The organism is Streptomyces sp. NPDC025833 (assembly GCF_055558055.1).
This window is the reverse complement of the sequence record NZ_JBVHNF010000022.1, coordinates 90477-104096: the sequence shown is the minus strand read 5'-3', so window position 1 is coordinate 104096 and position 13620 is coordinate 90477. Positions and strand designations below refer to the sequence as shown.

Annotated in this window: 15 protein-coding genes; 4 read left to right on the top strand and 11 right to left on the bottom strand. The window is 75.8% G+C overall.

Annotated features, from left to right (window positions below; genetic code table 11):
* Positions 1-28 precede the first annotated feature (28 nt).
* Complete coding sequence (locus tag ACZ4K2_RS32310) at positions 29-826, top strand: SURF1 family cytochrome oxidase biogenesis protein (RefSeq protein WP_467478985.1); 798 nt, start codon at positions 29-31, stop codon at positions 824-826.
* Between the two features lie 202 nt (positions 827-1028).
* Complete coding sequence (locus tag ACZ4K2_RS32305; RefSeq protein WP_467478983.1) at positions 1029-1784, top strand: SDR family oxidoreductase; 756 nt, start codon at positions 1029-1031, stop codon at positions 1782-1784.
* 76 nt (positions 1785-1860) lie between these two features.
* Here the strand turns inward: ACZ4K2_RS32305 and amaP are convergent, their stop codons facing one another.
* Genes amaP through ACZ4K2_RS32280 form a run of 5 tightly spaced genes read right to left on the bottom strand, consistent with a single transcriptional unit; the run spans position 1861 to position 4143 of the window.
* Positions 1861-2439, bottom strand: coding sequence for an alkaline shock response membrane anchor protein AmaP (gene amaP, locus ACZ4K2_RS32300; RefSeq protein ID WP_467478981.1), 579 nt, complete (start codon positions 2437-2439; stop codon positions 1861-1863).
* Positions 2440-2443: 4 nt separating this feature from the next.
* Positions 2444-3067: a DUF6286 domain-containing protein gene (locus ACZ4K2_RS32295; protein ID WP_467478980.1), complete on the bottom strand. Its 624-nt coding sequence runs from the start codon at positions 3065-3067 to the stop codon at positions 2444-2446.
* Positions 3064-3438 carry an Asp23/Gls24 family envelope stress response protein gene (locus ACZ4K2_RS32290; RefSeq protein ID WP_467478978.1) on the bottom strand — a complete coding sequence of 125 codons (375 nt, stop codon included), beginning with the start codon at positions 3436-3438 and terminating at the stop codon, positions 3064-3066. Before ACZ4K2_RS32290 ends, ACZ4K2_RS32295 begins: the two co-directional genes overlap by 4 nt.
* The gene (locus tag ACZ4K2_RS32285; RefSeq protein WP_467478977.1) at positions 3435-3629 is read right to left on the bottom strand and encodes a hypothetical protein; all 195 of its coding nucleotides are present in this window, start codon (positions 3627-3629) and stop codon (positions 3435-3437) included. Before ACZ4K2_RS32285 ends, ACZ4K2_RS32290 begins: the two co-directional genes overlap by 4 nt.
* 49 nt (positions 3630-3678) lie before the next feature.
* A complete protein-coding gene (locus tag ACZ4K2_RS32280; protein WP_467478975.1) occupies positions 3679-4143 on the bottom strand; it encodes an Asp23/Gls24 family envelope stress response protein in 465 nt (154 codons plus the stop codon).
* A gap of 102 nt (positions 4144-4245) precedes the next feature.
* Between ACZ4K2_RS32280 and ACZ4K2_RS32275 the strand changes: the two genes are divergently transcribed.
* A complete protein-coding gene (locus ACZ4K2_RS32275; protein ID WP_467478973.1) occupies positions 4246-4968 on the top strand; it encodes an Asp23/Gls24 family envelope stress response protein in 723 nt (240 codons plus the stop codon).
* A 157-nt stretch (positions 4969-5125) separates the two neighbouring features.
* Here ACZ4K2_RS32275 and ACZ4K2_RS32270 read toward each other — a convergent pair whose 3' ends face one another.
* The 4 genes from ACZ4K2_RS32270 to ACZ4K2_RS32255 all read right to left on the bottom strand — a co-directional run bounded on the left by ACZ4K2_RS32270 (position 5126) and on the right by ACZ4K2_RS32255 (position 8985).
* Complete coding sequence (locus tag ACZ4K2_RS32270; protein ID WP_467478971.1) at positions 5126-5929, bottom strand: enoyl-CoA hydratase/isomerase family protein; 804 nt, start codon at positions 5927-5929, stop codon at positions 5126-5128.
* A 127-nt stretch (positions 5930-6056) separates the two neighbouring features.
* Positions 6057-6278 carry a helix-turn-helix domain-containing protein gene (locus ACZ4K2_RS32265; RefSeq protein WP_010355597.1) on the bottom strand — a complete coding sequence of 74 codons (222 nt, stop codon included), beginning with the start codon at positions 6276-6278 and terminating at the stop codon, positions 6057-6059.
* Positions 6279-6612: 334 nt separating this feature from the next.
* On the bottom strand, positions 6613-8211 hold the full coding sequence (locus ACZ4K2_RS32260) for an ABC-F family ATP-binding cassette domain-containing protein (RefSeq protein ID WP_467478969.1): 1599 nt from the start codon (positions 8209-8211) through the stop codon (positions 6613-6615).
* 93 nt (positions 8212-8304) lie between these two features.
* Positions 8305-8985 (bottom strand): outer membrane protein assembly factor BamB family protein, encoded by a 681-nt coding sequence (locus ACZ4K2_RS32255; RefSeq protein WP_467478967.1) that lies wholly within the window; start codon positions 8983-8985, stop codon positions 8305-8307.
* A 613-nt stretch (positions 8986-9598) separates the two neighbouring features.
* On the opposite strand from ACZ4K2_RS32255, the gene ypfJ reads away from it, so the two are divergent.
* Positions 9599-10489, top strand: a complete 891-nt coding sequence (gene ypfJ / locus ACZ4K2_RS32250) for a KPN_02809 family neutral zinc metallopeptidase (protein ID WP_467478966.1) — start codon at positions 9599-9601, stop codon at positions 10487-10489.
* A gap of 112 nt (positions 10490-10601) precedes the next feature.
* Here ypfJ and ACZ4K2_RS32245 read toward each other — a convergent pair whose 3' ends face one another.
* Together ACZ4K2_RS32245 and ACZ4K2_RS32240 are read right to left on the bottom strand one after the other, a co-directional pair.
* Entirely contained in the window at positions 10602-11870 is a 1269-nt protein-coding gene (locus ACZ4K2_RS32245) for a hypothetical protein (protein WP_467478964.1), read from the bottom strand.
* Positions 11871-12273: 403 nt separating this feature from the next.
* Entirely contained in the window at positions 12274-13401 is a 1128-nt protein-coding gene (locus tag ACZ4K2_RS32240) for an alpha/beta hydrolase (protein ID WP_467479056.1), read from the bottom strand.
* Positions 13402-13620: the final 219 nt, after the last annotated feature.

The following is a 13620-nucleotide window of genomic DNA, read 5'->3' as shown; positions in this document are numbered from 1 at the left end:
CCCCGCGGCCCGGAGGTACCGTCGTGGGGTGCACCGCTACCGCTTCCTGCTGTCCCGCCAGTGGGTCGTCCTCACTCTCGTCTCGATCGCGCTGATCCCGACGATGATCAGGCTGGGCTTCTGGCAGCAGCACCGGTACGAGGAACGCACCGCCCGCAACGACCTCGTCTCCGCCGCGCTGCACGCCGATCCGGTCCCGGTCGAGCGCCTGACCTCCCCCGGCCACGCCGTGACCCGCACCGAGAAGTACCGCACGGTCACCGCGACCGGCACCTTCGACACCGCGAAGGAGGTCGTGGTCCGCCGCAGGACCAGCGCGGACGGCAAGGTCGGTTTCCACGTCCTCACCCCCCTGGTCCTCGCCGACGGCAAGGTGCTGCTGGTCAACCGCGGCTGGATCCCCGCGAACGGCGCGCAGACCGCCTTCCCGGAGATCCCGGCCCCGCCGGCCGGCCGGACCACGGTCACCGGGCGCCTGATGGCCGACGAGACGACCTCGGCGAGCGGCATCAAGAACGTCAAGGGCCTCCCCGACCGGCAGATCATGCTGGTCAACAGCGCGGAGGAGGCACGGCGGCTGGGCGCGCCAGTGCTCGGCGGCTACATCCAGCAGACCGCGCCCGCGCCCGCGGACGGCTCCCCGGAGCAGATCTCCGACCCGGGCAGCGAGGACGCCCCGCTGAACTACGCGTACATGATCCAGTGGTGGCTGTTCGCGGCGGGCGTCCCGGTCGGCTGGTGGTTCCTGGTCCGGCGGGAGATCCGGGACCGGGAGGAGGCCGCGGCGGAACCGCGGCCGGAGGAGAGCGAACCGGCCGCGGTCTGACCGCGCCCCGCGTCCCCGGAAACGCGTCATTCCCCGGCGGGCCACCTGGCCGGCCCCCTCTCCCGCCCCGGGACCGCACGGCCGAGAGGTACGGCCCCGGCGACGGCCGCCGGCTCGGCGGCTTCCCGCAGGCGTGCAGCCGCGTCGGCCCGGTCCGCACCGCCCTCACGCCGTTCGGGGGCGAGGAGGCAGGATAGGGGCCATGGATCTTGGACTGAAGGACCGGGTGTACGTCGTCACCGGGGCCACCCGGGGACTGGGCAACGCCGCCGCGCGGCAACTGGTCGCCGAGGGCGCGAAGGTGGTCATCACCGGCCGGGACGGCGAGCGGGTCGCCGAGGCCGCCGCGGAGCTGGGGCCGGACGCGGTGGGCGTGGCCGTGGACAACGCCGACGCCGGGGCTCCCGAGCGGCTGATCGCGGCCGCCCGCGAGCACTTCGGCGGCTTCCACGGGGTGCTGGTGAGCGTGGGCGGGCCGCCGCCCGGGTTCGTCGCCGACAACACCGACGAGCAGTGGCGGGCCGCCTTCGAGTCCGTCTTCCTCGGCGCGGTGCGGGTCGCCCGCGCGGCGGCGGCGGAGCTGGACGCGGGCGGTGTCATCGGCTTCGTGCTGTCCGGGTCGGTGTACGAGCCGATCCCGGCGCTGACCGTGTCCAACGGGCTGCGGCCCGGGCTGGCCGGGTTCGCCAAGTCGATCGCCGACGAGCTGGGGCCGCGCGGGATCCGGGTGGTGGGGGTGCTGCCGGGGCGGATCGCCACGGACCGCATGCGCGAGCTGGACGCGCTCTCGGCCGACCCCGAGGCGACCCGGGCCGCCAACGAGTCGCGGATCCCGCTGCGCCGGTACGGCACCCCCGAGGAGTTCGGGCGGGTCGCGGCGTTCCTGCTGTCGCCCGCGGCCTCCTACCTGACCGGGGTCATGGTGCCGGTGGACGGTGGGACCCGGCACGGATTCTAGGCGTTCCGTCCGGCCCGGTCCTCCGTACGGGCCGGGCCGGTCCGCGGGGCTCCGGATCCCGGCCCGGCGGCCGCGGTCACGTCACCTTCTCCGCCCGGTGCCGCACTTCGTCCAGCCGGACCTCGGCCGGCAGTGCCGCCGGCCCCGCCGACTCGCGGGCGTGGGCCAGTGGCCCGGTGGTGAACGCGGACAGGGCCCCGGCCGGGGCCGTGTCCGGCGTGAGCCGGAGCCGGGCCCGTACCACCGGGCGGGTGCGCCGGCCCCGCAGCAGGACGCGCGCGTCGGCCACGCCCGGCAGGCCGGCCGCCTCCGCCTCCAGCGCGCTCTCCAGGGCCTGGCCCCGCAGCCGGGCCTCCTTGCCGTCGCCGGTGTCGACCGGCAGGTCGGCGGGCCGGTGCCGGCGCAGGTTCGCCGTCAGCCACCAGAGGGCGAGCAGGACCAGGAGGGCCAGGGCGGCGATGACCGCCGGCCACCACCAGGACGCGCCGCGCCAGTGGGTGCGTTCGGCGCGGGTGAGCAGGACGTCGTGGGGGCCGGCGTGCAGCCACCAGGAGGGCGGCGGCGCGCCCAGGCCGGCGGCCAGGACGGTGCCGCCGAGCGCGAGCAGGACCAAGCCGGCGAGAGCCAGCAGGACGCGGTTGACGCCGGTGCGCATCGGCTCACCCCTTCCGTCCGGGCCGGGCCACGCGCAGGGACAGCGCGGCCGGGCGGGCCAGTCCGAGGTCGTGGACCGCGTCGGTGAGCACGCCGTCCAGGTCGGCCCGGACGTCGTCCAGCTCGCGGAAGTGCGAGACCGCGCGGACGTCGGCCTTCCGGCGGCGCATCCGCACCCGTACGGCGTGGACGCCGGCCACCTCCATGGCCCGGTCGCGCAGGAACAGCGCGGCCGCGTCCCGCCGGAGCGCGGCGCGCACGTCGGGGTGCGGGCGCCGCATCGGCAGCAGGTCGCGCCGGCCGGGGGTGAGGGCGAGGACGACCAGCCACAGGCCGACGGCGGCGGCGAGGCCGGCGCCGGCCAGCACCCAGGTGTCGTCCAGGTGCCGTTGGGCCAGTTCCCGGGCGAGGACGCGGCGCCAGCGCATCGCGGGGTGGTGGGCCCGGACAGCGGCGACGTCGTAGAGCAGCAGGCCCGCGCCCGCCAGGAGCAGCACCGCGACGACGGCGGCGGGGACGCGGCGCGGGGACCAGAACCGGTGGCTGCCCTTGGCGTCGGGAACCTCGCCGGACCCGTCGTCGACGGTGCCGGTACCGGTGCCGTCGCCGGTGCTCTGCGGCTGGTTCATCCCACCCTCCCCCGGGTCGTCGTGACCGGGTGGAGGCGTTCGACGTCGACGGCGACCTCCCGGACCGCCATGCCGGCCAGCGTGCCCACCCGCTCGGTGACCCGACTGCGCACGGCGGCGCAGCGGGCGCCGACGGGGCAGGGGTAGCCGAGTTCGACGTGGACGCGGACGCGGGCCACGTCGTGCAGCACGGCGACCGTGGCGCGCGGGGGCGCCGCCGCCTCGGGCAGCGGGGCGAGGGCCTCGCGGGCGGCCTGCCCGGCGATCTTGGCCACGACCCGGTCGGCGATCCGGGTGGCGCCGCGCCGGGCCGGGGAGACGACGTCCGGCGAAGGGCGCGGTGTGCCGGTCTCGACGGTCACCCGCGTCACCTCCGCCGTTCGCGCCGGGTGTCGCGGGTGCGGAAGAAGTCACCGGGTTCCAGGTCACCGTCCGCGAACCGGCCGGCGACGAAGCCGATGGCGCCCAGGGCCGCCACCAGAAGGAACGCGCCGAAGCCGCCGAAGTATCCGGCGAAGCCCAGCGCCATGCCGGCGATGATGCCGGCCACGGCCATGCTCATACAGCGCTCCTCAGTCCGTCCGGCGGGCGGTGGCCGCGCCGGGCCTGCCTCACTGGATCCGGGGCTCCGGCTCCTCTTCCTCTTCGTCGGGCAGCTTCACGTCGCTGACCGCGATGTTGACCTCGACCACCTCCAGGCCGGTCATGCGTTCCACGGCGGTGATCACGTTCTCCCGCACGGCGCCGGCGACATCGGTGATCGAGACGCCGTAGACCACGACGATCTCCAGGTCCAGCGCGGTCTGCACCTCGCCGACCTCGGCCTTCACACCGCGGGTCACCGACTTGCCGCCCGGCACCCGGTCCCGGACGGCGCCGAAGGTGCGGGCCAGGCCGCCGCCCATGGCGTACACCCCGTCCACGTCCCGTGCCGCGAGGCCCGCGACCTTCTCCACGACGCCGTCGGCGATGGTGGTGCGGCCCCGGGTCGCCGGATCCCCGGACCGCCGGGCCGGCTTGCGGGTGAGCCCCTGCGGTTCGTGGCCGCTCTCGGAAGTGGTCGTCATATCGGTCATCGCCGTACGTCCCTTCGGTCGTCGTCCCGTTCCGCCGTCGTCCTTTCACTACGGTATGCGCGTTTGACCCGTTATGCGCCGTTTATGCGGCAGGCTGGTGGAATGACGGTGGATCGGTGGACTCGGATGGTGCGGGAACAGGTGGCTCTGGGCAGGCTGCTTCCGCTCGGCGGCGCGCGCGACGGCGCGTGGATCGCGGAGGCGGCGGCCGGGGCGGTGCTGGGACGGGCGGTGGCGGACGGGGTGCCGGGGGTGCGCCTGGGCACGCTGCGGATCGCGCCGGCCGGCCCGGAGGCGGACGAGCCCGCGGTGCCACCGCCGCCGAGCGCGCTGGCGCCGGGCGCGCTGCGGGTGACGGCGGATTTCGCGGCGACGGGCGCCGAGCCCCTGCCGGCGGCGGCGGAGCGGCTGCGGCTGGCCCTGGCGACGGCCGCGGACCGGCGGCTGGGCCTCGCGGTCACGGAGATCGACCTGCGGGTGACGGACCTGCTGGAGCCGGAGGAGCGGACCGGGGAGGCGGTACGGTCCCCGCGGCCGCCCGCCGCCCGGGAGCCCGCGGACCCGGACGAGGCGGCGGTGACCGCGGCGGCGCTCGGCGTCCCCGGGGTGGTCCGCCTGACGGGGACGCTGGGCGGCCTGGGCCGGGCGGTGCACATCGGGGAACACGGCGGGGGCGCCGCGCTCCCCCACCGCCATGTGCGCGTCGAGATCGCGACCGGCGCGGGTCACCGGGCCGTGGACGTGGCCCGGCAGGTCCGTGCCGCGGTCCGGGACGCGCTGGAGGACCACCCGACGGTGGCCGTCCTGGTCACCGCGGCGGATTAGGGCCTCTCGCCCGGATCGTGCCGGGCGCGGACGGCCGGAAGCCGCCCCGCGAACCGATCCGGACCGGACGGGTCACGGACGACGGCGGCACGCCCGCCGGTACGGGGTCGTCAGCGGTTCCGCAGGGACCCGGTGGACCGGGGCCCGTGCCGTGGGTTCATTCGCCGAGGCCGGCCAGGTCCCGCAGGCGGCGGGCCTGGGCCGCCCGCTCGGCGGCACGCTGCTCCTCGTAGGAACGGCCGGCCGCGCCGCGCAGCAGGCCCTTGGTCTCCACCACGGCGTCCCGCGGCGCGGCCAGCACCGCGGCGGCCAGGTCCCGCACCGCCGCGTCGAGTTCCGGCGCGGGCACCGCGAGATTGGCCAGCCCGCTCGACACCGCCTCCTCGGCCCCGACGGACCGCCCGGTCGCGCAGATCTCCAGCGCGCGGGCGTACCCGACGAGGCCGACCAGCGGATGGGTGCCGGTCAGGTCGGGGACGAGACCGAGGCTGGTCTCGCGCATGGCGAACTGGACGTCGTCGGCGACGACCCGCAGGTCGCAGCCGAGCGCGAGTTGGAAGCCGGCCCCGATGGCATGGCCCTGGACGGCGGCGATGGACACGATGTCGGTCCGCCGCCACCAGGTGAACGCCTCCTGGTATTCGGCGATGGTCGCGTCGAGCCCGGCGTCGTCACGGCGCGCGAGTTCGACGAAGGTCGGCTCGCCCGGGATCCCCTCCGGGGTGAACATCCGGCGGTCCAGCCCGGCGGAGAAGGACTTGCCCTCGCCACGCAGCACGACGACACGCACGGAGCCCGGCAGCAGCCGCCCGGCCTCGGCGAGGGCCCGCCACAGGGCGGGGCTCTGCGCGTTGCGCTTGGCCGGGTTGGTCAGCGTCACCGTGGCGAGCGCGTCGTCGACGGTGAGCCGTACGCCGTCCTTGTCGAGTGCAGGAGCGAGGTCCTGGTCGGGCGAAGCCATGGGGCGCCTCCGATGGGTGCGGTCGTCACGCAGTGCCGTACGGCATGCTAAGTGACTGCACAGTAACCACCCGGCCGGTCAGTCCGCCGACCGGGTGGCCACCATCGAAGCCGATGGCCGCCCGGAGTCAGGACGTAGCGGCCTTCTTGCCCCGGGTCGCTCCGCCACGCCCACGCAGCGTGACGCCCGACTCGCTGAGCATCCGGTGGACGAAGCCATACGAGCGGCCGGTCTCCTCGGCCAGCGCCCGGATGCTCGCACCGGAGTCGTACTTTTTCTTCAGGTCTGCCGCGAGCTTGTCGCGCGCGGCGCCGGTCACCCGGCTGCCCTTCTTCAGAGTCTCGGCCACCCGTGCCTCCTCATGGGAAGTGCGCTCTGGTCTCCTCATGATCACCCCTCCCGGGCCCGATGGCCACCCATTCGGCAAGGTCCGTGAGACCCCGTTGTGACGACAGGAGCCGTTCCCCACATACGGAATGCCGGATTCCAACGGGCCGGACACGCGGGTCCGAACGGGTGGATTCGCGAAGCGGCAGGTCAGGGACGCGCAACGGCCGACCCCCCGGGACTGGGGGATCGGCCGCGAAATCCGTGTACGACACACCTCGATACGAGGAGATCTCACACAGATGATGGATCACGGATCGGCTGAATGATCCATACTCCGTGGATCAGACATTCGATCACGCCAGGGCGACGAGGTCCGCGTAACCGGAACCCCACAGGTCCTCGACGCCGTCCGGGAGCAGGATGATCCGCTCCGGCTGGAGCGCCTCGACGGCGCCCTCGTCGTGGGTGACGAGCACGACCGCGCCCTTGTAGGTGCGCAGGGCGCCGAGGATCTCCTCGCGGCTGGCCGGGTCCAGGTTGTTCGTGGGCTCGTCGAGGAGCAGCACGTTCGCCGAGGAGACGACCAGGGTCGCGAGGGCGAGACGGGTCTTCTCGCCGCCGGAGAGCACGCCGGCCGGCTTGTCGACGTCGTCGCCGGAGAACAGGAACGAACCGAGGACCTTGCGGACCTCCACCAGGTCCATGTCCGGCGCGGCCGAGCGCATGTTCTCCAGGACCGTGCGCTCCGGGTCCAGGGTCTCGTGCTCCTGGGCGTAGTAGCCGAGCTTGAGGCCGTGCCCGGGGACGACCTCGCCGGTGTCGGGCTGCTCCACCCCGCCGAGCAGTCGCAGCAGGGTGGTCTTGCCGGCGCCGTTGAGGCCGAGGATGACGACCCTGGAGCCCTTGTCGATGGCCAGGTCGACGTCGGTGAAGATCTCCAGCGAGCCGTAGGACTTCGACAGGCCCTCGGCCATCAGCGGGGTCTTGCCGCAGGGCGCGGGCTCCGGGAAGCGGAGCTTCGCGACCTTGTCGGACTGGCGGACCGCCTCCAGGCCGGAGAGCAGCTTGTCCGCGCGGCGGGCCATGTTCTGCGCGGCGACCGTCTTGGTGGCCTTGGCGCGCATCTTGTCGGCCTGCGAGTGCAGGGCGGCGGCCTTCTTCTCGGCGTTGGCGCGCTCGCGCTTGCGGCGCTTCTCGTCGGCCTCGCGCTGCTGCTGGTACAGCTTCCAGCCCATGTTGTAGACGTCGATCTGGGAGCGGTTGGCGTCCAGGTAGAACACCTTGTTGACGACCGTCTCGACCAGGTCGACGTCGTGGGAGATCACGATGAAGCCGCCGCGGTAGGTCTTCAGGTAGTCCCGCAGCCAGGTGATCGAGTCCGCGTCGAGGTGGTTGGTCGGCTCGTCGAGGAGCAGGGTGTCGGCGTCCGAGAACAGGATCCGGGCCAGCTCGATACGGCGGCGCTGACCACCGGAGAGGGTGTGCAGCGGCTGGCCGAGCACCCGGTCGGGCAGGTTCAGCGCGGCGGCGATGGTCGCGGCCTCGGCCTCGGCGGCGTACCCGCCCTTGGTGAGGAACTCCGTCTCCTGGCGCTCGTACTGCTTCAGGGCCTTCTCGCGGGTGGAGCCCTTGCCGGTGGCGATGCGCTCCTCGTTCTCGCGCATCTTGCGGATCAGGACGTCCAGGCCGCGCGCGGACAGGACGCGGTCGCGGGCGAGGACGTCCAGGTCGCCGGTGCGGGGGTCCTGGGGCAGGTAGCCGACCTCGCCGGAGCGGGTGATCGTGCCGCCGGCGGGGATGCCCTCGCCGGCCAGGCACTTGGTGAGGGTGGTCTTGCCGGCGCCGTTGCGGCCGACGAGTCCGATGCGGTCGCCCTTGGCGACGCGGAAGGTGGCGTTCTCGATGAGGACGCGCGCACCGGCGCGCAGCTCGATACCGGAGGCGGAGATCAAGGACAGACTCCAGGGCAGACAGGGGTTGGCGGGTGGGCGGCTGAGGACGTTCCCGCCGTCTAATGCGCGAGGAGAATGGCCATGGGGGCAATTCTAACGGGGCGGGGCAAGCGGTTTGTCTGCGTCCGGATGCCGGGAGGGCGGAGCGGGGAGTCCGTTCCCCAGCGGGGTGCGGCCGGGCACGATCCGGCCCAGGTCGTCCAGGGCCACGAGCTGGCCGGTCCAGGCGGCGTCCGCGCACGGCTGGGCGAGGAGCAGGGCGGTGCCCCGCCGTACGGCGCTTGCGGGCCGGAACGCGCAGCCCTTGGGGGCGGGCAGCACCCAGCGCAGGTCGCCGTCGGCGGTGCGGTAGGCGGTGACGCGGCTCGGGGTGACGACGGCGAGGATGCCGTGGCCGAGGAGGCGCAGGACTCCGGTGCCGCCCTGGGCCGGGAGCCACTCGGCGGCGTCGGGCAGGGCGCGGTGCCAGCGGACGGTGCGGCCGTCGGTGTCGGTGAGCAGACCGTCGTCCCAGAGCGTGATGACGGCGCCGGGTGCGGGCAGTACGGCGAGGGGGCGGTGCCCCGCGCGCGCGTAGCGCCACCGGGGGGCGCCGGTGCGGCGGTCGTAGCCGACGACGGCGGTGCCCCGCGCGCGTGCCGCCCACTGGCCGTGCCCGGCGGTCAGCAGCCGGTCGCCGTAGGGGGCGGGCCGCAGCCGGTGGACCGTGCCGAGGAGTCCGGCGGCCAGGGCGGCGGCGAGGACCCCCGCGACGACCCGCCGGACGGACGCCACGGGACGGGAGCGGGCCCGCGCCACCGCGCCGGAGGCGGTTCCCGCGACGGTGGACGGCCGCCGCCGTCCGTGCCCGCCGGCGAGGACCGCCCGGTGCCCCGCGGACCGGGCGGGGGGCGCGGGGCGGGCCGGACGGGCCGAAGCCGGACCGGGCGCGCTCGACGGGACCGGGAGCGGAGCACCCGGGATCCGCGGGAGCGGAGTCGGGCCGACCGGGACCGACAAGGCCGAAGCGGGGGCCGCCGCGCTCGACGGAACCGGGGACGGACCGACCGGGACCGGCGGAACCGGAGTCGCGCCGGGTGCGCTCGACGGAGCCGGCGCCGGGTCGGCCGGGGCCGGCGGAACCGGAGGCGGGGAGGCCGTGGCCGGCGGAGCCGGGGTGGTGGGGTCCCGGGGTGGTCGTGTCACTCTGCCCCCTCGGTCTCCACCGGCCCGTGACAGGGGCCGAGCGTAGCCACCGCCCCGGAGGCCGGGTGGATGGCCGGGCGGGTGGCGGGTACATGTCCCCCCGTTCGGCGGTTGGACCGGCGGCGCCTGCCCGTGCGGCGGGGGAAGATGGCGCCAGGGTTCGGATGACGCGCGCGGCGGCGCGGTCGGGAGGCGGTGGCGCGTGCAGTTCGACGACGACGCGGATCTGGACACCTCGGAGGTCCAGGACGTCCGCGGCAGCCGGATCCCCGGCGGCAGGGCGACCGTGGGCGGTGGCGTGGCCGGGCTGATCGCCCTGCTGCTGGGCCTCTTCTTCGGCGTCGGGCCGGATCAGCTGGGGCTGTCCTCCGGCGGGGACCGGGCCGCGCCGTCCGCCTCCTCGCTCGACCAGGTGCGGCAGAGCTGCCGTACCGGCCGGGACGCGAACACCCGGTACGACTGCCGGGCGGTGGCCGTGGTGAACAGCGTGCAGGACTTCTGGACGCGGGAGCTGCGGCGCGGCGGCCGCACGTACACCCCCTCGACGACGGTCTTCTTCAGCGACCGGATCGGCACGGCGTGCGGCACGGCGACCTCGGCGGTCGGCCCGTTCTACTGCCCCGGGGACCGCAAGGTCTACCTGGACCTCGGCTTCTTCGACGAGCTGCGGACGAAGTTCGGCGCCGAGGGCGGCCCCTTCGCCCAGGCGTACGTGATCGCGCACGAGTACGGGCACCACGTGCAGGACCTGTCCGGGGTGCTCGGCCGCGCCCAGGACGGGACGACCGGCGCGGGCGGCGGCTCGGTGCGCACCGAGTTGCAGGCGGACTGCTACGCGGGCGTGTGGGCGCGGCACGCGACGAGCACGCCCGACGAGTCGACCGGGCGCCCGCTGATCACCAGCCTGACGGACGCCGACGTCCGGGACGGCCTGGACGCCGCCGCGGCGGTGGGCGACGACCGGATCCAGGAGCGGTTCCAGGGCCGGGTGACGCCGGACACCTGGACGCACGGCTCCGCGCAGCAGCGCCAGCAGTGGTTCGGCCAGGGGTTCCGGACCGGCGACATGGCGCAGTGCGACACGTTCCGCTGAGCCGCCGGCCGGTGCGGCCGCGGCAGGCGTGGCGCGGGGGCCCCGCGGCCCCCGGCGGGCCGGAGCTTCGGGGCGTGCGCCCCGGAGCCCGGGGCGCACGCCCCTTCGCCGCTCAGCCGCCGGTGTGCACCTGGAACGCGGCCCGGCGGACGGCCTTCGCCAGGGCCGGGTCGGGGTGGGCCGCGGCGAGCGCGACCAGGACCTGCACGGTGCGCGGGTGGCCGACGGCGCGGACCTCGTCGAGCAGCTGGGGCACGGTGGCCTGCACCGCGGACTCCAGGTGCCGGACCAGCATCGGCGCCTCGCCGTGGTCGGTGACGGCGGCGGCGGTGTCCACCCACAGCCAGGTGGCCTCGTCCCGGGTGAGGACCTCGTGGGCGTCCTCCGGGTCGATACCGTCGTGCTCGGCGAGCCACAGCAGGGCGTACGGTCTGAGCGTCGGCTCGTCCACCACGGCCCGCACGTCGGGCTCGGCGGGGGCGCCGACCACCCGCAGCGCCTCGAAGGCCAGGCCGCGCAGCAGGGCGTCCTCGCCGCGGGCGGCGTCGACCAGCTCGGAGACGGCGCCGCCGACGGGGCGGGCGGCGAGCCAGGCGCGGTACTCGGCGCGGGCCGCGTTGGGCCGGAGCTGGGCGCAGCCGCGGAGCATGTCCTCGGCGGACTGCTCGATGTTGCCCGCGGGGCTCTGCGCGGCCACGCAGATCTGCTCCAGCTTGACCCAGACCGCCCAGCTTCCCAGCGGGGTCAGCGTGGCCTGGCCGGCTCCGTAGGTCAGGGCGCCGACGGAGGCCAGCGCCCCCAGCGCCCAGTCGAGCAGGGGGGCCAGCGGGGCGCCGGCGGCGGGCACGGGGTCCGCGGCGGCCTGGGGCCCGGCGGGCTCTCCGGTGCCGGGTTCGTAGGCGACCTCGCAGCGCTCGGTGCGCAGTTCGGTGACCCGCTGCTGGAGCAGGTCGAGGAGCTGCTCGACCGGGACCGGGCCGGCGGAGAGCTGGAGGAAGGACAGCACCTGGGGCATGGCCGAGACGACCTCGGCGACGGCGGCCGGCTCGTGCCCCTCCGGTTCGGGGCTGGCGAGCGACCAGGCGTCGAAGAGGGCGACCCAGCCGCGCAGCACGGCGCTGTCGTCGCGGTTCCAGGCGCGCAGCCGCCAGCCCGGGCGCGCGCTGTCGCCGTGCACCTCGACGAGTCCGGCGAGGCGGGCGGTGTCCCAGTCGGCGCGGACCTGAGCGGTGCTCAGCCCGAGGTCGGCGGCGGCACGTTCGGTGGTGGCCTCGGAGAGGGTGGCCTTGCCGTCGGCGGTGGCACCGTCGCTGCCGGGGCCGAGGGCCGCGTCGGCCCAGCGGGCGACACGAGCCGCGCCGGCCAGCCCGGTACGGGCCATTCCGGCCAGTTCCGCGGGGGCGGGTGTGCCCTCCGGCGGCCGGGGTGCGGGGCGGCTCGGGCGCCGCTGGTTCACAGCTCTGGGGGCGGCGGCCAGGGGTCGCGGTCGGACGAGTCGAAGCCTGGAGTCGCGCGGGATACGGGACGTCACGGGTGCAGTCTTCCGGTTGACGGTCCGAAAACCCAAACGGAATGTCACGGCGGGCGACGGGGCTGGCCAACGCACGGGGTGCGCAGAGGGCGGCACGGACGTGATCCGGCCAGCCGTACGGCCGCAAACGGAATGTCCCGCACCGGCTGCCGTACGGCCGCCGCACCCGCTGTCGCACCGGCCCCGGCGGCCGCGGCCGCTCCCGCGCCGCCCCGGCCGCCGGGCCCCGGCCGTCCGGGGCGGCGCCGGGGTGTCACATCAGCGGGGTCAGGAACCGGCGCAGCCGTTCCTCGTACTCCTCGGGGTCCGCGTTCCACATCGCGGCGTGCGGTGCCTTCGGGACGGTGTGCAGGGCGACGAGGCCGGGGCTGCGCCCGGCGAGCCTGCGGGAGAACTCCCAGGGGGCGACCTGGTCGTCCGGGCCGTGGATGATCAGCGTGGGCACCTTCAGCAGTTCGGGGTCGCCGGCCTCGGCGGCCCGGTCGGCGTGCAGTCCGGCCCGCCCCTGCGCGGCCCGCACGGCGAGCGGCAGCAGCGGCTGCGGGGTGCGCCCGGCCCGGGCCAGGGCCCGCAGCGTGGCCTCCCAGCTCAGCACCGGCGAGTCGAGGACGAGTCCGGCGATGCGGTCGCGGACCGCGGAGTGCTCGGCGGCCCGCAGGGCCATGGTGGCGCCGGTCGACCAGCCGAGGAGGACGACCCGCCGGGCGCCGTAGCGGACCGCGTAGCGGATGGCCGCCTCGACGTCGCGCCACTCGGTCTCGCCGAGGTGGTGCAGCCCGTCCGGCGGGCGCGGGGCGCCGAGGTCGCCGCGGTAGGCGAGGGCGAGGACCGGCAGCCGGCGGCCGTGCAGGAAGCGCATGACGTTCAGGGCCTGCTCCCGGGTGGTGCCGAGGCCGTGCACGGCGATCACCCAGGTGTCCCGGTGGCCGGGCACGAACCAGGCGGGCAGCGCGCCCAGCTCGCCGGGCACGTCGATGTCGGCGTGGTCGAGACCGAGGGCGGTGGTGGGGTTGCCGACGTAGAGGTTGGGGGTGAGCCACACCGCGTCGCCGGGCTCCAGGGTGCCGTGGGTGACGCGCTCCAGGCGCCGTACGGCGGTGTCGGCGGTGTGCGCGGCCGACTCCACGACGGGGCCGACGACCGCGTGGGAGCCGTCGCCGGCGAGGCCGTAGGTACCGGGCCGCAGGGAGGCCAGGTCGCGGGTGAGCGTGATCTGCCCGGCGGCCGTGCCGTGCACGGTGAGGCGGGGTTCGGTGGGCAGGGGCCGGCCCGCGGGCGCCTTCAGCGCGGCGCCGCTGGCGAGCCGGCCGAGGGCCACGGAGGCCGTGCCGGCGGCCAGGACCGCGGTGAGCGCGGTGACGGTCGCCTTGACGGTGCGCACGGCTCCAGTGTCGTGGGGGTCCGCGCCACCGGCCAGTGGGAGGCCGGGACCGGGTGAGAAGGCCCTGGGCAGGGGCGGCCTGGGCGCCGCGGGCCAGGCGGGCCGCGTCCGGGCACCGGCGCGGCGGGTCAGGACGCGCCGGTCCGGCCGCACCGAGAGGGCGCGGCGGAGCAGGGCGAGCGGAGTCGGCAGGGGGCGGGACGGGTTGCTGCTCGGCAA